The organism is Novacetimonas sp. GS1, assembly GCF_036686925.1.
GTDB classification, from domain to species: domain Bacteria; phylum Pseudomonadota; class Alphaproteobacteria; order Acetobacterales; family Acetobacteraceae; genus Novacetimonas; species Novacetimonas hansenii.
The window spans coordinates 2,121,910-2,138,920 of sequence record NZ_VSZP01000001.1 but is presented as its reverse complement, the minus strand read 5'-3'; the positions used below and the strand labels follow the sequence as shown (position 1 = coordinate 2,138,920).

At 58.1% G+C, this 17,011-nt stretch carries 15 protein-coding genes; 8 read left to right on the top strand and 7 right to left on the bottom strand.

Features of this window, described 5'->3' with window-relative positions:
* Positions 1 to 30: 30 nt before the first annotated feature.
* The 3 genes from FYB92_RS09615 to pxpB are packed head-to-tail and all read right to left on the bottom strand — an operon-like array spanning position 31 to position 2,452.
* Complete coding sequence (locus tag FYB92_RS09615) at positions 31 to 792, bottom strand: LamB/YcsF family protein (protein WP_075596224.1); 762 nt, start codon at positions 790 to 792, stop codon at positions 31 to 33.
* Positions 789 to 1,799 (bottom strand): biotin-dependent carboxyltransferase family protein, encoded by a 1,011-nt coding sequence (locus tag FYB92_RS09610; RefSeq protein ID WP_075632335.1) that lies wholly within the window; start codon positions 1,797 to 1,799, stop codon positions 789 to 791. The genes FYB92_RS09615 and FYB92_RS09610 overlap by 4 nt, the downstream gene beginning before the upstream one ends.
* Entirely contained in the window at positions 1,796 to 2,452 is a 657-nt protein-coding gene (gene pxpB, locus FYB92_RS09605) for a 5-oxoprolinase subunit PxpB (protein WP_081378617.1), read from the bottom strand. The genes FYB92_RS09610 and pxpB overlap by 4 nt, the downstream gene beginning before the upstream one ends.
* A gap of 353 nt (positions 2,453 to 2,805) precedes the next feature.
* On the opposite strand from pxpB, the gene FYB92_RS09600 reads away from it, so the two are divergent.
* The 5 genes from FYB92_RS09600 to FYB92_RS09580 all read left to right on the top strand — a co-directional run bounded on the left by FYB92_RS09600 (position 2,806) and on the right by FYB92_RS09580 (position 7,473).
* Positions 2,806 to 3,561, top strand: coding sequence for an SDR family oxidoreductase (locus tag FYB92_RS09600; protein ID WP_075632336.1), 756 nt, complete (start codon positions 2,806 to 2,808; stop codon positions 3,559 to 3,561).
* Positions 3,562 to 3,566: 5 nt separating this feature from the next.
* Positions 3,567 to 4,010, top strand: a complete 444-nt coding sequence (locus FYB92_RS09595; RefSeq protein ID WP_332828546.1) for a biotin/lipoyl-containing protein — start codon at positions 3,567 to 3,569, stop codon at positions 4,008 to 4,010.
* Complete coding sequence (gene accC / locus FYB92_RS09590) at positions 4,007 to 5,374, top strand: acetyl-CoA carboxylase biotin carboxylase subunit (RefSeq protein WP_281649855.1); 1,368 nt, start codon at positions 4,007 to 4,009, stop codon at positions 5,372 to 5,374. The genes FYB92_RS09595 and accC overlap by 4 nt, the downstream gene beginning before the upstream one ends.
* A complete protein-coding gene (locus FYB92_RS09585; protein WP_332828545.1) occupies positions 5,371 to 5,832 on the top strand; it encodes a biotin/lipoyl-containing protein in 462 nt (153 codons plus the stop codon). The genes accC and FYB92_RS09585 overlap by 4 nt, the downstream gene beginning before the upstream one ends.
* A 216-nt stretch (positions 5,833 to 6,048) precedes the next feature.
* Positions 6,049 to 7,473: an aspartate ammonia-lyase gene (locus FYB92_RS09580; RefSeq protein ID WP_081378616.1), complete on the top strand. Its 1,425-nt coding sequence runs from the start codon at positions 6,049 to 6,051 to the stop codon at positions 7,471 to 7,473.
* A gap of 27 nt (positions 7,474 to 7,500) precedes the next feature.
* Here the strand turns inward: FYB92_RS09580 and FYB92_RS09575 are convergent, their stop codons facing one another.
* Entirely contained in the window at positions 7,501 to 8,337 is an 837-nt protein-coding gene (locus FYB92_RS09575; protein WP_332828544.1) for an IS5-like element IS1031C family transposase, read from the bottom strand.
* A gap of 73 nt (positions 8,338 to 8,410) precedes the next feature.
* Positions 8,411 to 9,349 carry a LysR substrate-binding domain-containing protein gene (locus FYB92_RS09570; protein ID WP_003619845.1) on the bottom strand — a complete coding sequence of 313 codons (939 nt, stop codon included), beginning with the start codon at positions 9,347 to 9,349 and terminating at the stop codon, positions 8,411 to 8,413.
* 380 nt (positions 9,350 to 9,729) lie between these two features.
* On the opposite strand from FYB92_RS09570, the gene FYB92_RS09565 reads away from it, so the two are divergent.
* A complete protein-coding gene (locus FYB92_RS09565; protein WP_332828543.1) occupies positions 9,730 to 12,192 on the top strand; it encodes a TonB-dependent receptor domain-containing protein in 2,463 nt (820 codons plus the stop codon).
* Between the two features lie 221 nt (positions 12,193 to 12,413).
* Here FYB92_RS09565 and FYB92_RS09560 read toward each other — a convergent pair whose 3' ends face one another.
* On the bottom strand, positions 12,414 to 13,013 hold the full coding sequence (locus tag FYB92_RS09560; RefSeq protein ID WP_192263792.1) for an NAD(P)H-dependent oxidoreductase: 600 nt from the start codon (positions 13,011 to 13,013) through the stop codon (positions 12,414 to 12,416).
* 141 nt (positions 13,014 to 13,154) lie between these two features.
* Here FYB92_RS09560 and FYB92_RS09555 point away from each other — a divergent pair, with 141 nt between their 5' ends.
* On the top strand, positions 13,155 to 14,063 hold the full coding sequence (locus tag FYB92_RS09555; RefSeq protein ID WP_062808813.1) for a LysR family transcriptional regulator: 909 nt from the start codon (positions 13,155 to 13,157) through the stop codon (positions 14,061 to 14,063).
* A 292-nt stretch (positions 14,064 to 14,355) separates the two neighbouring features.
* Positions 14,356 to 15,621, top strand: a complete 1,266-nt coding sequence (locus FYB92_RS09550) for an MFS transporter (RefSeq protein WP_332828542.1) — start codon at positions 14,356 to 14,358, stop codon at positions 15,619 to 15,621.
* A gap of 238 nt (positions 15,622 to 15,859) precedes the next feature.
* On the opposite strand, the gene FYB92_RS09545 is transcribed toward FYB92_RS09550, so the two are convergent.
* Positions 15,860 to 16,915: a sulfite exporter TauE/SafE family protein gene (locus FYB92_RS09545; protein WP_332828541.1), complete on the bottom strand. Its 1,056-nt coding sequence runs from the start codon at positions 16,913 to 16,915 to the stop codon at positions 15,860 to 15,862.
* Positions 16,916 to 17,011: the final 96 nt, after the last annotated feature.

The window sequence follows — 17,011 nt, the reverse complement described above, 5'->3', positions numbered from 1 at the left end:
AATTCTTATGGGTGAAGGGCGATGCCGGCCTTAAAGCTGGCAGGCCGGAGTCAACACGCCGCCGCTTGCTTCGATTTCCGCACGGATGGCGCGGGAGAGTTCCAGTGATCCGGGCGTGTCGCTATGCACCAGAATGGACTGCGCCTTAACCGGCAGGCGCGCGCCATCAATGGTCGTGACCGATCCGTCATCGAGGAACTGCTTCACGCGCGCCCGCACGCCTGCCAGATCATGAATGACCGCACCCGGTTGCCCACGCGGCACCAACGTGCCTGCGGTGGTATAGGCACGATCGGCCAGGAACAGGGTCTGGGCCCGCAGGCCGGCCTTCTCGGCGGCGCGCTCGGTTGCCTGGCCGGACATGCAGAATATGCTCAGGTTCCGGTCGATGGCGGCAATGGCACGGGTCAGGCGCAGGGCAAGGCCCTCATCCGCATTGGCCATGTTACCAAAGGCAGCATGGTAACTGACATGCGTGACCCGGTGGCCATGACGGGCGGCAATGCCCTGCAATGCCCCAATCTGGTAACACATCATGGATTCCATGTCCGCGTCGGATACGGCCATGTTGCGGCGGCCAAAGCCCATCAGGTCCGGCAGGCCGGGATGGGCGCCAATGCCCACCCCCTTTTCCTTCGCCAGTCGCACGGTACGGTCCATGATGGCATAGTCACCGGCATGGAAACCACAGGCGATGTTGGCCGATGAGACGGTGTCCATCAGCCCGTCATCATCTGCAATGCGCCAGCGGCCAAAACCTTCGCCCATGTCGGAATTGAGGTCGATTTTCATGCCTTGGCTCCAGATTTCATGCCAGCACGGCTGTGGGCGGATGAGCGGTAATGGGCAACCATCATGCGCAGCCTGTCGAGATAGGCATTGACCGGCTGCATGGCGGCAACGCCTTCGGCAAAGCTGCATTCATGCAAACGGATGCGCGTACCAATGCGTGCCTGCGCCAGTCGCCACAGATCGGCTTCGATCACGGTAGCGATGCGCGGATAGCCACCCACGGTATTGGCGTCAGCCAGTTGCACGATCGGCTCACCCGCTGGCGGAACCTGCACGATACCGGCAATCACACCATAAGAGCGCAGTTCAACCCGGTGGCGCAGTTCAAGCGGAGCACCCGACAGGCGGTAGCCCACACGGTTGCTCTGTGGCGTAATGCGCCAGGGCGTATCCCACAGCCGTTGCTGGGCTTCGGGCGTGAACAGGGCGTAATCGGTTGCGGGCATGGCGCGCAGGTGAATGACCTTGCTGTCCTCTGCGGTGGCCACGGCATCGAGCACCGCAGCGGGGGGCAGGGCGCCGTACCCCACCACATCCAGCGCGGTAGCGATGGTTTCGAGTGTATCTCCTGCTTCCAGCGGGCGACCGTCGAGCCCACCAAAGCTGCCACGCAGTTGCGTACTGCGAGAGCCCAGCACCACCGGCACCTCAATACCGCCAGCAAGGCAGATATATCCGCGCGCACCCGCTTTTGGCGGCCCGACACGCAGGACCTGCCCGGCTGCCGCCGTCTCGATCATCCAGGGCAGGATCGTGCGGCCATCAAGTTCGATCGCAGCGTCAATGCCCGTCACCGTAAAGGTGGTGGCTGTTTCAAAGCGCAGCACGAAAGGATAGGTCTGCAGTTCGATGCAGGCATCATCCATCTGGTTGCCCAGCAGGATATTGCCGATCTGAAGCGCAAGCGCATCCATGACGCCCGACGTGCCCACGCCCAGATTACGGTAGCCGGGGCGGCCGAGATCCTGCACCGTGTTCAGGGCGGATGTTTCAAGGATCGTAATCACAACTCGATGCTTTCGGGGTAAAAGCGGATGCGATCGCCAACGGCAAACAGGGCAGGGGGCTGTTTGGTGGGATCGAACACACGCAGGTCGGTAAATCCGATGGAATTCCACCCGTTGGGCCCCGTCAGCGCGGAAATGCCAGCCTGCATGCCACCGATGATGACAGTTCCCGCCTGCATGTTCAGTGATGGCACGGTCTTGCGCGGCGTTGCGATACGCGGGTCAAGGCCGTGCAGGTAGCCAAAACCCGGCGCGCTGCCAATGGCGCAGACCGTGTATTCGCTACCGTGATGGATGGAAATGACGTCCTGCGCAGGCAGGCCGGAATGGGCGCAGACTGCCGCCAGATCTTCGCCCAGAGTGCCGCCATAGTGTACGCCGATCTCGAACAGATGCCCCTCGATATGCCGCTCGGGCAGGGTGTTCCAGGCATGGCACAGCCACTCCGCCACCGCCTGCGGGCGCTCGGGCGGGGCGGAAAAGATCAGCATGAGGTTGGTCACGCCAGGAATGAGTTCGCACACGTCGGAGCGCGCCTGCGCCGCATCCATCAGCGCCCAGACCCGGCGCTGGTGGGCCATGGTGAAATCACCCGGCGCCTCGAACAGCATGGCGCGTGTGCCGATCATGCTGATGGCAGGCGCCGCAGCCATATTGCGCGCCACATCGTTCTTTATATCCGTGTTCAAAATACACAGTCCCTGGAATGGCGCTGGTTATTGAGCCTGAACCGTAACAATATAGGTTTCACGGCATGAAGTGCTGAATGCAAGAGTATGAGCGTTTACGTAACAATGGCCAGTGCCATTATGGTTGTGAGGCTATTGAATAATCTTATGGATCAGCATGATATCCGGGCCATCATATTATGTTATGGCGTGAGAACGAAGTGCTCTTGGCGCAAGCTGTTCATGGCCGTTAGCATGCCGGTCAATAGCTGAACATCCGGTATCCGCTGTAGGCCGGGTGGTATTAGTTTTTCTGTTCAGGATCGGGTTTTCTTACCATGAGCAACCAGCCGTACCGTACCGCCCTCGTCACTGGCGCATCTTCTGGCATTGGCGCGCAGATCGTGCGCCGCCTGGCGCTGGAAGGGATTGAGGTTCATGCCCTGGCGCGTGACGCGGCCCGACTGGAGCAGCTTTCGAAGGAAACCGGCTGCATTGTGCATGCCGTCAGCGTGTCCGATCAGGCGGGGATCGAGGCGCTGGTCAAGACGCTCGAGATCGACATCCTGGTCAACAATGCCGGGCAGTCGCGCACGGGCAACATCACCAACACCACGCCCGAGGATATCGATGCGCTGGTGGACGTGAACCTGCGTGCGGTACTGCAACTGACCCGCCTTGTGGTGGCGGGCATGATCGAGCGTGATCGCGGGCATATCGTCAACATCACCTCCATTGCAGGCCATTATGCCTTTGCTGGCGGCAACACGGTCTATCATGCCACCAAGGCAGGCGTGCATTCGCTCTCGCAGCAGTTGCGCTGCGACCTGTTCGGCCACCGTATCCGCGTGACCGAAATCTCGCCCGCGCGTTGCGAAACCGAAGTGTTCGGCCGTCTGATCGGCAACATGGAAGAGGCGAAGAAGCGCTTCTTTGATGAATATGAGTCCCTGCTGCCCGAAGATATTGCAAACTCCGTCGCCTTCGCCGTCATGTCACCGCAGCGCATGAATGTCAGTTTCATGGAAGTACTGCCGACCATGCAGGTCGTGGGTGGGCTGAACTTCGCCAAGAAGACATCCGGCGCGGCGTAAGGACGGTGGATCTCACGCATGTCAGGCGGCTGATCGACCTGCTGGCCACGGCTCCGGTTACGGAGCTGGAGGTTGAGGAAGGCTGCTGCCGCATCCGCATCACCCGTGGCGGCGGCGCGCAGCCTGAGGTTGCGCCATCTGCCCCCCCCGTGGTGAGTCCCGTGGTGGGGACGCCCGCAGCGCTCCCGCAGTCAGCAGAGGCATGCGTGGTGGCGGAGACGGTCATTACCGCTCCGTCCTATGGCGTGTTCCATCTCGCGCCCACGCCAGGTGCGCCGCCGTTTGTCACGGTGGGGCAGGCGGTGCGGGCCGGGCAGGAAGTCGGGCTGGTTGAGGCCATGAAGGTATTCAACGCCGTCCGTGCCGAGCAGGCTGGCAAGATCGCCGCCGTGCTGGTGGAAGATGGCACCGAAGTAGAGGCAGGCACCCCCCTGTTCCGGCTGTCATGAATGAGACCCCACGTTTCAACCGGGTGCTGATCGCCAATCGCGGCGAGATTGCATTGCGCATACAGCGCGCCTGCCGCCAGCTCGGGCTGGAGACGGTGGCCGTGTATTCCGAAGCCGATGCCGACAGCCGTCATGTGCACGAGGCTGATATAGCCCTGTGCATTGGCCCTGCCGCGGCTGCCCGCAGCTATCTCGACGCCGACGGGCTACTGCTTGCCGCCCGGTTGACCGGGGCGCAGGCCATTCATCCCGGCTACGGCTTTCTGTCGGAAAATGCTGATTTTGCCGATGCTGTGGAAAAAGCGGGCCTGACCTTCATCGGCCCGACCGGCGCTTCCATCCGCATGATGGGCGATAAGATTACCGCCAAACGCGCCATGCGTGAGGCAGGCGTGCCCTGCGTGCCCGGATCGGACGGGCCGCTGCCCGCTGACATGGAGACCGTGAAGGCCATTGCACTGGACGTAGGTTTTCCCGTTATCGTCAAGGCGTCTGGCGGTGGCGGTGGACGCGGGATGCGTGTGGTCGAGCGTGCGGCCGATCTGGCACAGGCCGTAACGCTCACCGCAAAAGAGGCCGAGCAGGCCTTTGGCAACCCGACGCTGTATCTTGAACGCTTCATGCAGAAGCCGCGTCATATCGAAATTCAGGTTCTGTGTGATACACATGGCACTGCGCTGTGGCTGGGAGCGCGTGACTGTTCGCTGCAGCGTCGCCACCAGAAAGTGCTGGAGGAAGCATCCGCCCCTGGCATCACACCGCAAACCATTGCAGAAATTGGTACGCGCTGTGCTGAAGCATGCAGGCGTATCGGCTACCGCGGTGCAGGCACGTTTGAGTTCCTGTATGAAGACGGCGTGTTCGCCTTTATCGAGATGAACACCCGCGTACAGGTCGAGCACCCGATTACGGAAGAGACAACAGGCATCGACATCGTAGCCGAGCAACTGCGCATTGCCCAGGGTGCGAGGCTTGGCATCGCGCAGGCGGATATCGGGCTGCGGGGCCATGCCATTGAATGCCGCCTCAATGCGGAGGACCCGTTCACCTTCATGCCCTCGCCCGGCACCATCACGCGCTGGGATCTGCCCGGTGGCCCCGGCATCCGGGTCGATACGCATGTCGTGGCGGGTTACACGGTGCAGCCTTATTATGACTCGCTGATCGGCAAGGTCATCAGTTACGGCGCCACCCGTGAGCAGGCGATTGCGCGCATGCGCGTGGCGCTGGCGGAAATGAAGGTGGAAGGGATATCAACCAATATCCCCCTGCATCAGGACCTTCTGGCCGATCCCGCCTTTGCGCAGGGTGGGGTGGATATTCACTATCTTGAACGCTGGCTTGCAAAAAGGACAGCCTTATGAGCAACCGGTCCGGACAGATGGTGCCCCATTTTGATCGGCTGCCTGAGCCTGAACAGATTGGCCAGATGGCGACATGGCTGGCGCAGGCAGGGCTGGAAAGCCTGGAACTGAGCAACGAGGCAGCGGGGCTGAAGCTGCGGATTTGTGTGGGACAGACCGCATCCGGGGCCACAGCCCCCGATGCCCCGACAGCAGCGCAGCCCGATGCGTCGGCGGGACTGGTGGCGGTGAAAACGCCGTATTTCGGCCATCTGTGCCTGACTCATCCGCAACGCGACAGCGCTTTTTCTCCGGTCGGGGCAAAGGTGGCGCAAGGTGATATTGTAGCACTCCTCACGCTGGACAGCCTGCAACTGCCTGTTCACGCACCGGTTGCGGGCACAGTAGCTACAGTAACGGGGCAGGCTGGTGCGCTGGTTGGATATGGCACCACGATCATGCAGATCCAGCCGGACTGATACGCTCAGGCCGAGCCCTGGGGTTGTGCACATGGCTGTATCCGGCGCGTTTTTCTGGCCTGTTATCATGTCATTACTGGCGAATATTTGCATGGTGCGGGCGCTTTTCCACCCTCGTCCTGGCATTATTCTCAACGTGGATAGATCAAAATGATTAATATGCCCGCTCCGGCACGAGATGGCGCAGCTAGCACCCTGACAGGCAAGGCCAGCCCCATGGGTGCGCAGTCCGCCCCCCGCGTCGAGCGCGACCTGCTGGGCGAGGTCACACTGCCTCCGGGCGTGTTGTGGGGCGTGCATACACAGCGCGCGCTGGATAACTTTCCCATAAGTGGCAACACCATCGGCAGTTTTCCGGATCTGGTGCGGGGGCTGGTCGTGGTCAAGCAGGCTGCGGCGCGGGCCAATCTTGCGCTCGGCTACCTTGACCCCACGCGCGCCAGTGCCATTGATGGTGCCTGTCAGCACATACTGCAAAACCCCGCCTGTCATAAGCAGTTTGTGGTAGACGCAATGCAGGGCGGGGCGGGTACCTCGACAAACATGAATGCCAATGAAGTTATTGCCAATGTTGCCCTGGGGCTGCTGGGCGAAAAACCGGGCACCTATGGCGTGCTGCACCCCAATGACCATGTCAATATGGCGCAGTCCACCAATGATGTGTACCCCACGGCGCTCCGCCTGGGGCTGTTGCTTGCGGTTGATCCGCTACTGGTGGCCCTTGAAGGATTGCACGAAGCACTAGATAAAAAGGCAGAGACCTTTGATGGGATCCTGAAGGTTGGCCGCACGCAACTGCGCGATGCCGTGCCCATGACGCTGGGGCAGGAATTCGGGGCGTTCCGGACTGCTGTGGCGGGAGAAATCAGAAGCATCAAGGCCCATGCCGCAGCCTTTGAGCAGGTCAATCTTGGTGGTACTGCCATTGGCACGGGACTGAATACCGACCCGCGTTATGCTTCTACCGTCATGGCGGAACTGCGCAGCCTGACCGGGCGACCCATGAGCAGTTCACCCGACCTGATCGAGGCAACATCGGATGTGGGCGCTTTCGTGCTGTTTTCAGGCGCGCTCAAGCGCCTGGCGCTCAAACTGTCGAAAATGTCCAGTGACCTGCGCCTGCTCTCAAGCGGGCCGCGCACGGGCTTGGGTGAAATCGTGCTGCCCGCGGTGCAGGCCGGGTCTTCCATCATGCCGGGCAAGGTCAATCCCGTCATACCCGAGGCGGTCAATCAGGTGGCCTATCTGGTTGCGGGGCACGACCTGACCATTACCATGTGCGCCGATGGTGGCCAGTTACAGCTTAATCCGTTTGAACCGATGATCGGCTATTGCCTGTTTACATCGATCAAGATATTACGCGCCGCCATCGAAACCCTGACCACGCGCTGCATCAGCGGTATTTCTGCCGATCGGGCGCGGTGCCAATATCTGTTTGACCTGAATATCGGTATCATTACCGCACTGGTGCCGGTGCTGGGATATGATACCTGTTCGGCCCTTGCCAAGCGTGCGCTGGCGGAAGACCGCAAGGTCACGGACCTGATCATGGAGGAGCAACTGCTTTCTCCCGAACGGCTTGCAGCCCTGTTGCAACCCGATGTACTGACCCGCCCCAATATCGGGTGCGTACCGGTCTGATCCCTTAGAGCCTGATTCGAAAGTTTTTCAGCACTGACAATGCCTTGCGGTTCTGCGGGTCAGCATGCGGATTGAGGCGATCAAAGTCCACGCTGTTGATGAGGCTATGGACTTTTCCCAGTCTTTGGCGAGCCGCCTGCATCGACCGAGCCAGGCGAATGTTCGTTCGACCACCCAGCGGCGAGGCAGGATTTCAAAGCCCCTGCCTGTGTCTGATCGCCTGATGATTTCGACCGTCCATTTTCCCATGCTGGCGAGCGTGGATCGCAGTTTATTACCGGCATAGCCGCCATCGGCGAAGATGTGGCGAAGCCATGGAAAGTGTTTGCGTATTGCCGCCAGGACATCGACAGCCCCGTCACGATCCTGAATGTCAGCGGCATGAACAAGGAGGAAGATCAGGAAGCCGCAGGTATCCGTCAGAATATGGCGCTTGCGACCTTTGACCTTCTTTCCAGCGTCATAACCGGAAATTCCCCCACTTTCCGTGGTTTTCACCGACTGGCTATCAATCACGCCCGCGCTCGGGGAGGCCTTACGCCCTTCGATCTCCCGCAGGTTCATGACCAGTACTGTGTTCATCGCTTCGAACAGTCCGGCATCACGCCATGCGTAAAAGTAGCGCCTGACGGTCGAGACCGGTGGAAAGCATTTCGGCAGCAGACGCCACGCACACCCACCCGAGGCGATATAGAGTATCGCGTTTACAACCTCGCGCATATCCGCCGTGCGAGGCCGTCCGCCCCGTTTCGCCGGGGGCACGAACGGCATAATCAAAGCCCACTCCGCATCCGTCATATCCGATGGATATCGCAATCCCTCCCGGCTATGTTCGTGTCGGGCAATACCAGTCCATGCCACCATTCACTCCATCTCTTCGCAAAGACGAATGAATCACAACATGCCGGTATTGTTCAAAAACTTTCGGATCAGGCTCTTAATCGAAAGGTTGGGTACCCGGCCAGTTATGTGAAGCGGCCATCGCCTTGGCAAGGCCGATGAGGAGTTCGCGCACGGCCACCGAGGCCTCAGTCTCAGGAATGATCTCGGGGATGCAGAGCGAAACATCTTGCTGAATGACGGGGTTGTGCAGCGGGAAGATGCGCGACTTACCCGGCATGACAATGCGGCTGGCAACCGACCATGGCAGGATGGTGCTGCCGATGCCTTGCTCGATGGCGCCCTGCAGGGTGATCAGCGCCTCGATTTCAGCCACGATGCGGGGATCAAGCTGCTTGCGCATGAAGGCCATGTCCACGCTCTTGCGCACAAAATTATGCTTGGGCGGAAGCAGAAGGGGAATGTCAGCGATATCCGCAAGCTGCACGGCCCCTTTTTCATTCTGGGGAAATTCCAGGTCATGGGGTGCAAGCAGGAAGAATTCTTCCTTCATCAACGGCGTGAAAATAACCCCCTTGATGGGACCAGCGCCATGGATCACGGCCATGTCCAGCCGCCCGGTCATGATCAGTTCGCTGTAGATGTCATCAAAGCTTTCGGTCAGGTGCAGGGTGATGTTGGGCAGGCGCTCGCGCACGAGCTGCAATAGCTTGACCGAAAGTGTGGAGCCCGCGCTGTAGGGAGAGAGTCCGACCGAGACCTTGCCCACCAGTGGACCTGCACCCTGCGTGATTTCAACCATGGCCCGGTCGAACTGTTTGGTCAGGGTCTGTGCATGCCGGTACAGTTCCGCCCCGGCCGTGGTGGGGGTTACGCCGCTCTTGCTGCGGATGACCAGCTTCTGCTTGAAAGCATTTTCAAGTGTGGCGAGTTGCTGGCTTAATGCGGGCTGAGCAATATTGAGCAGGTCAGCCGCACGCGAAATGCTGCCAAGGTCAATAATCTTAATAAAAGCCTGTAATCGGCGTATATCCAACGGGAACTCCGTAAAGGTTATATTCTATGGATTTATAGACTTGACATTAAGGACTTTTATTTAACTGTCAACATATTGTACCAGGAGCAGGCCATATGGAAGGTCCTGCGCTACACCTGACTGCATATACGCAGTGCGGGACCGCCCGAACATGCCTGATGCAGGGTTGCAGATACTTGGAAATATTGTGCGAAAAGTAACATTCGCACAAAAAACGAAACAATTTCAATTATATATTTTTTTATCTGCAAGCAAGAAACAATCCGGGTTCGGAACATATCAATAATTCATATGACGCCAAATCATAACGAATGCGCATCATATCATTACACATATTCACGCGAAACGTTTCGGTCGAGTTCCAAGGGGGGGAGAGGCAGATGTCAGGCCTGTCAAAGCACAAGTTATATCTGGTGGCCGGGGTAGCATTTGGCGCATTCGTGCCGCTTGCAGGTGAAGCCGCGACCTCGACCGTTTCGTCAGTGCAAAAACATTATCGGGTTGCCGCCGATAAAAAGGCACCCACCCCCAAACAGGCCATGCCCGCAGCCCTGCGTGCATCGAGCCGCCCCGAAGAAATCCATGTTGGCGGTCACCAGACCAATTCCATCTTTTCACCTGGCACAGCACAGCACAGCACCACGCAGGTTACGGTCGTAACGGGCGCGGAACTGCTCAAGACCGGCCAGACCAATGTGCTGTCGGCGCTGTCGCAGGCCAATCCGGCAATTACCACCGCAGCCCTGCCCGGTGGCGGTGCCAGCTCTTTTGTTCAGACCATGCAGCTCCGTGGTCAGTCGCCGGATGATACGCTGATCCTCGTCAACGGTCATCGTCGCCATATTGGTGCCAACTTCAACGCCAACGCAGGCACGAACTGGGGCAGTGAGCCGGCTGACATTTCGCTCATTCCCATCACCGCGATCGACCATATTGAAGTGGTGACCGAAGGTGCTTCCGCGTTGTACGGACAGGACGCCATTGCAGGTGCGGTCAATATCGTGCTCAAACGCGATACGCATGGTGGCACCGTAAATTTCAAGAACAGTGGTTATTACGCAGGCGACGGCCAGGCGCTTGATGGCTCGGCCAGCTATGCCATGGCGCTCGGCAACAGGGGCGGCTACCTCGACCTTGCGGCACAGGTGACCCACCAGTTGCCTACTACCCGTGGCGGTGATTACTATGGCAACCTGTTTTCTGCCAACGACCCGCGTAATGCCACGGCAGACCGTAACGTGCAGCGTGGCCTGGGCCTGCCCAAGAGTACGCTGGAAACCCTGAGCGAAAACATGTCCGTGCCACTTGGGCATGGGTTCAGTTTTTACAGCACGTCCACCTTTTCGCATCGTCGTGCCAACGTGGCCGAAACCTATCGTGCCAATAACGGTGATGATATATGGATTAATTCGGCTCTGTACCCTACTGGTAACCAGCCTTACATCACCATGGACCAGTACGACTTCGAGACTGATAATGGCATCCGTACGCGCAAATTCGGCTTCGCATGGGATGCTTACGTAACCTTTGGGCGTGACCAGCAGACATACGGTACGAAGGATTCCGAAAATGCCTCGCTGACGTCTGGCGGCGCATATGCATACGATCCGACGCAGACATCCTTTTATGATGGCAAGTCGATCTCGACCGAATTGACAACCGGGCTGAGGGGATCACGTTCGTTCCATACCGGTCTGCTGCCCAGGGACATCAACCTGCGGTTCGGTGCGGAATACCGCCACGATACCTTCCAGATGACCGAAGGTGAGACCGCGTCGTGGAGTGGGCAGGGCGCAACCGATCACCCTGGCAATCCGGCGCTGGCCGTATCGAACACGAACCGTGACGTGTACGAAGGTTTTGCCAACCTTGATTTCCATATCACCAAAAAATGGGAATGGACGCTGGGCGGCCGTGTTGCCAACTACAGCAACATGGCAACCGTCGAGACAGGTTCGGTCGGCACGCGCTACAACTTCAATAAGCACTGGGCCATCCGCGCCAATATCAATTCCGGTTACCGCCCGCCAACGCTGGGTGAGATTTCGTACTTCTATTCGGCGCCATATCCCGGCTATGTTGTGGATCAGGTTCCCTCCAACAGTGCCCTGGCCAAGTCCTATGGCGCGACACCCCTGAAGGGTGAATATTCACGTAGCTATACCATTGGGATTGATGCGACCCCCGTAGATGGTTTCCACCTGGCGGGCAACCTGTACTACATCGCCATTAATGACCGGATGGGCAGCTCCAAGAGTTTTGCCGTTGACTCGGGTAATATTACCGGTCTGGGTAACGTGACTTCGATCAGCTACTATGCCAACCTGTATAATACCCAGACATTCGGTGGCGACCTGACCGCTGATTACACACTGCATACCAGTCATTACGGCAAGTTCCGCTTTGCCATGGGCATCAATTTCTCGGATAACGAAATCCGTTCGAGCAAGAGCAACCTGGTTAACGAATATACCAAGGAAATGGTGCTACACGCCGCGCCGAAAAACCGCGAGCAGATCAGCGTGAACTGGCAGTATAAAAAGTGGTCGGTTTTCGTGCAGGAAATGCGCTATGGCTCCATGACCTACATGGCGGCGCCGACGGGCCCGGGGTCCGTGCCGTTCGAGCAGAATCCTGCCTTCATTACCAATATGGAAATTGACTACAAGCCTGTTCCGCGCTGGACCATTGGCATAGGTGCGAACAACCTAGGCAACAAATACCCGACCCGTATTTCCTCCGCTATTGCCCAGTCGCAGCAAGGCCTTGCCAAATATGCTTCCTATTCGCCCTACGGGTTCAATGGCGGCATGTATTATGTCAAGACGTCGCTCGATTTCTGAGCAAGCGCATCGGAGCATAAAAAGCATTTGATAAAGAGTAGGGCAGGGGTTTCATGATCCCTGCCTCGTTCCCCAGGGCCGGAGAGCAGGTTGCCAGAACTTTTCCCGATGGCTTTCGAAAGATGATTTTTCAATAATAGAAGTTCCTGAATATTATCTTTCGAGGTCAGCATGTTTTTTCAAGATGTCAGGAACAACCATCAGGTACGCCAGCAGGTTTATTATTTCAAAGAACGTGCGAAATTCAGCGTTTCCGACAGATGCTTACGATAACGGTCAATGGTCCCGTCGACATCCGGGGCTTTCATGACATCGGTGGCCAGGAAGGTCGGCAGGGCTGACAGTGCCAGAAACTGATTGGCCTTGTGAAAGGGGAAATAGACAGCATCTATACCTCTGCCTTCAAAGAACTGCACAGGATCCGTAAAGGCATCATCCGGCGCGTTCCATGTGAGGGACAGCATGTAACGCTTACCGCCCAACAGGCCCCCCGAGCCATATTTGCGTTCGGGACAGGCCCGGCTGCGCCCGTCATTAGCATAGAGCGTGCCGTGACCGGCGGTAAAGACCTCATCCATGTATTTCTTGACGATCCATGGCGCGCCCATCCACCAGCCGGGCATCTGGTAGATGACCAGATCTGCCCACAAAAAATTCCGGACTTCCTGTTCGATATCGTAGCCTGCGTCGATTTTGGTCTCGCGTGTCGCGAAACCTGCTTCTGTCAGCACCCGTACCGCGACATCATGCAATGTATCGTTCAGGCGGCCATGCGAATGCGCAAAGACCTTGCCACCATTCAAAAGAAGAATGTTTTTCATAGCTCAGAATATTCCTTAATGGGGAATGACAATGACAGGGTGACCGTATCATCGCTGAACGATGCCGCTTTCGGACGGGCTTGATAATCGGCTTTTCCTCCACATAATCTTGGATTCCAATTCACAGATGGGCTCAGGAATATGGATAATCGCGCGGGAGAGATGCAGGTCTTTGTGAGAGTGGCCGAAGCTGGCAGTTTCTCCGAGGCGGCAAGACATCTCCTGATGACACCATCGACGGTCAGCAAGCTGATCGGCCGCATGGAGGAGCGGCTGGGCGTGCGGCTGATTGAGCGATCGACCCGACGGCTTTCGCTGACTGACGAGGGGCGCCTGTTCCATGAACGCAGTGTCGCACTCTTGGCGGAACTGAATGATATCGAGCGCGAGGTCTGTCATGGGGCGGGTGGTGCCAGCGGAATTGTGCGGGTGAGCGCCTCGGTCCCATTCGGCGTCCTGGGGATCGAGCCGCTGCTGCCGGAATTCTGGCGGACCTATCCAAATGTCATCGTTGATCTGTCGCTGTCGGACGAGATCGTCGATCTTTATCTTGATCGTACCGACATTGCTTTCCGTGTTGGCCCCCTGACAGACAGCAGCCTGCTGGCTCGCAAGATCGGAGTGGCACGTCGGCAGATCGTCGCCTCACCCGACTATCTCAAGAATCATGGTACCCCGATCACGATCGACGACCTCAACCACCATAATTGCCTGGGATTCAACTTTCGCCGGGCTGCGCCGGTCTGGCCGTTGCGCGAAGGAAGGCGGATCGTGGACCGCATGGTCGGCGGCAGCCTGCTGGCCAACAATGGCGAGACGGTGCGCCGCCTGGTCCTGGCAGGGGTGGGGCTGGCGCGTCTGGGCGACTTTCATGTCCGCGACGATATTGCCCATGGGCATCTGGTCGAGGTGCTCGCAGATGCGGGGCATGGCGATGCGGAGGACGTCCACGCCCTTTATCTCGGGGGGCAGCGCATGCCGCAGCGTATCCGGCTGTTCCTCGATTTCATGGTACCAAGGTTGCAGGCATTCATGCGGAACGGAGTGTAAGGGGCGTTTCCAACCCATTGGGCTCTTTTTTGTGATCCTGGTTCACAGCTCTTGTGGCCACAAAGCCTCTGGTCGGTTTTATCCCATATTGGCAATTTCCCTTTTTCGCCCATCTTTGGCCAAAAGGGGTTGCTGATGCTGTTTTCGCCTTATTCACTGGGTGGTCTGAACCTGCCCAATCGTATCATCATGCCGCCCACGACACATTCCCGCGCCCAGCGCGAGGGGATGCTACCCCTGGTCATCAATGTGATGCATGCTCAGGGTGGTTGCATTTTCGCCCGAGTGTAGCATGCCGGACGTGTTTCCCACACCGGCTGCATATGACCATGTATTTGAAATCTCTTATCGAACCAAAGAGGCGAATGTGCCGGATTCTCATTCTTCGTCAGATCGTGCGCTGTTGTCCCTGGCCTGCGGGGCCTTCGCGATCGGGGTGACGGAATTCACCCCCATGGGCCTGCTGCCTGTCCTGGCAGACGGGGTCCATGTCAGTGTACCCAAGGCAGGCAGCCTGATCAGCGCCTATGCCTTCGGCGTGATGGGCGGCGCACCCTTCGTCACCCTCTTTCTGGCACGTTATCCACGCAAATATGCGCTGATCGGACTTATGATCCTCTATGCGATCGGCAACCTGACTTCGGCTGTCAGTGGCGATTATATGCAGTTGCTGCTGTCACGGGTGCTGACCAGCATGGCCCATGGGGCATTCTTCGGGCTGGGCGCGGTGGAGGCAGCCAGCCTGGTTGCGGCCAACCGGCAGGCCAGTGCTGTGGCCAGTATGTTCATGGGTCTGACCGTTGCCAATATCTTTGGCGTGCCGGCCGCGACATGGCTGGGTGACACGCTGGGCTGGCGCAGTGCGTTCGCCGCCATTTCGGTGCTGGGTCTGATCGCGGCTGCGGCCCTGTCGGTTGCCCTGCCATTGGCTGAGGCCGGTCCAAGGCCGGACGCGGTGGCCGAGATGAAGGTCATCATGCGCCCCAATGTGCTGATGGCACTGGGCGTCACGGTGATCGGCGCTGGAGCGATGTTCGAACTCTATACCTATATCGTGCCGATGCTAGAACATATCACCCATGCGGGGCCAACCTTAACGACGGTGGCACTGATGCTGATCGGTATTGGTTTCAGTATAGGCAATGCTATCGGCGGTCAGGCGGCAGACCGGTCGCTGGCCGGTACGTTGCTGGTGTTCTTTCCACTCCTCGGCCTGATCATGCTGGCCTTTCCCTTCGCCGCGCAAACGTCGGCCGGTGCGTTGGTCGGAGTCCTGCTGTGGGGCATCGCCAGTTTCTCCCTTATGCCGGCCCTGCAGATGCGCACCATGCAGGCCGCACACGATGCACCGGGCCTGGCTTCGTCGGTCAATATAGGCGCGTTCAATCTGGGCAATGCCTTGGGGGCGGCGTTGGGCGGGGCTGTCTTGTCTATGGGGTTCGGCTATCCGATGGTTTCCGTCGCGGGCCTAGGCATCAGCTTGCTGGGCGTGCTGCTGGTCCTGCTGTCCCGTAAGGGACGGCTGTCACCCGAAAGGTCGCTTTCAGAAACGCGATGATCCGGGGTTCATCGTCGCTGTTGCGGATCAGCGTCATTACGCGACGTGCCACAGGCCGGATTGTGGTAGATCATGAGTAAGACTCCGGATTTGGGCAGCAGGCGGATAAATCGGCGGTCAGAAGCACACATGGTTCGGGATTTCCTTCCCAGAAATCCTTGACGAGGAACAGCATCAGTAAAGTATCATTAAAAAATAAGCATATTATTCTATCTTTAGGTGAATAATTTCGTGCGATTTAAACCCCGACACTCCGAACGGTCTGGATTCCTGTGTGGGGAGACATGTGCAGGATGAAACCATGGAATATGGGAGTGCCTGGTAGATTTGTTGATGGGATATACACCCGATGGATCAGTTCCAGTTCATTGCCGTGTTCCCATTCAACTGCGAAGATATGCTGCTGCCATGACAGGGAAGCAGAGAGATCCCCGGATGCGTGGGAATAATTGAGAACAGCAGCATTCTGACGTGCAATCTGGCCACCTGCTGTGATCACCATCATGAGGCCTGCTACAACCATGGCTGCGTGACCGATATGGTGAAACAGTCGGTCATGTAGGTAAGGGAGCAGATGGCGCATGATGATCGAAGACAGGATTGCGGCCGCGGCAACAGCGATACCCACGATGACGACATGAATACTCATCAGGCCGAATGCCGCGTAGAGAATGAGCTTAAGACCGTGCAGCATGATTTCATTGGCGGCGCGAGTTGCGACGACTTCTTCCTTGCGAAGACCAAGCTGGTAATAGAAACCGTTGAAGACCAGACCAATCGCCCCAGTAAAACCGGAAATGAAGCCTGCGGCGGCACCCAGCGCATGGAGCGATGCGATACGGACTGGTTTCCTGTTGGGCTGGATTGGAGGTGTGCGAAATAGAAGGGGGAGATGACCCACCAAAAACAGACCCAATAACAGCGATAGATAGACGGGATTCATGCGACTGAGCGCCCAGGCACCGAGGGCGGAAAATGGCAGTGCGGTTGGCGCAAAATGACGAACAATGTCCCACCGGATCGCTTTGTGAAACGAAATGATGCGCGCCGCCGAACTGGTAGCAGTGCCAATTGATAGGGCGGCGGGCACCTGCATGTCAGGCAATACCAGCCCCAGCAGGGGCATCAGGATCAGCCCTGCACCGCCGCCCGAAACGGCACTGATCCCAAAGGCCAGTGTCGACGTAACCAGAATTGCAAACCGGAGCAGCATTGGCCGTATAAGCTCCGATTGAAGGCCCTGTGCGCCGGGGCCATGACGGGCGGCCACGTCCTGAAAGGTGCGTGACAGCATTATACCTGGCGAAGGTTCACGGCGATGTCAGCTTACAATATCCCAACCCTCTGGGGAATCAGGGGCCATGCCTCATGCCGGACAACGCACGCTGTC

What these genes read in the sequence shown, in the direction of transcription:
- FYB92_RS09560 (WP_192263792.1), bottom strand. Translation starts at nt 13,013, where the DNA reads ATGAAAAACATTCTTCTTTTGAATGGTGGCAAGGTCTTTGCGCATTCG.
- pxpB (WP_081378617.1), bottom strand. Translation starts at nt 2,452, where the DNA reads ATGGCTGCGGCGCCTGCCATCAGCATGATCGGCACACGCGCCATGCTG.
- FYB92_RS09615 (WP_075596224.1), bottom strand. Translation starts at nt 792, where the DNA reads ATGAAAATCGACCTCAATTCCGACATGGGCGAAGGTTTTGGCCGCTGG.
- FYB92_RS09575 (WP_332828544.1), bottom strand. Translation starts at nt 8,337, where the DNA reads ATGGTGGCATGGACTGGTATTGCCCGACACGAACATAGCCGGGAGGGA.
- FYB92_RS09600 (WP_075632336.1), top strand. Translation starts at nt 2,806, where the DNA reads ATGAGCAACCAGCCGTACCGTACCGCCCTCGTCACTGGCGCATCTTCT.
- FYB92_RS09545 (WP_332828541.1), bottom strand. Translation starts at nt 16,915, where the DNA reads ATGCTGTCACGCACCTTTCAGGACGTGGCCGCCCGTCATGGCCCCGGC.
- FYB92_RS09555 (WP_062808813.1), top strand. Translation starts at nt 13,155, where the DNA reads ATGGATAATCGCGCGGGAGAGATGCAGGTCTTTGTGAGAGTGGCCGAA.
- FYB92_RS09585 (WP_332828545.1), top strand. Translation starts at nt 5,371, where the DNA reads ATGAGCAACCGGTCCGGACAGATGGTGCCCCATTTTGATCGGCTGCCT.
- FYB92_RS09550 (WP_332828542.1), top strand. Translation starts at nt 14,356, where the DNA reads ATGCCGGACGTGTTTCCCACACCGGCTGCATATGACCATGTATTTGAA.
- accC (WP_281649855.1), top strand. Translation starts at nt 4,007, where the DNA reads ATGAATGAGACCCCACGTTTCAACCGGGTGCTGATCGCCAATCGCGGC.
- FYB92_RS09580 (WP_081378616.1), top strand. Translation starts at nt 6,049, where the DNA reads ATGGGTGCGCAGTCCGCCCCCCGCGTCGAGCGCGACCTGCTGGGCGAG.
- FYB92_RS09565 (WP_332828543.1), top strand. Translation starts at nt 9,730, where the DNA reads ATGTCAGGCCTGTCAAAGCACAAGTTATATCTGGTGGCCGGGGTAGCA.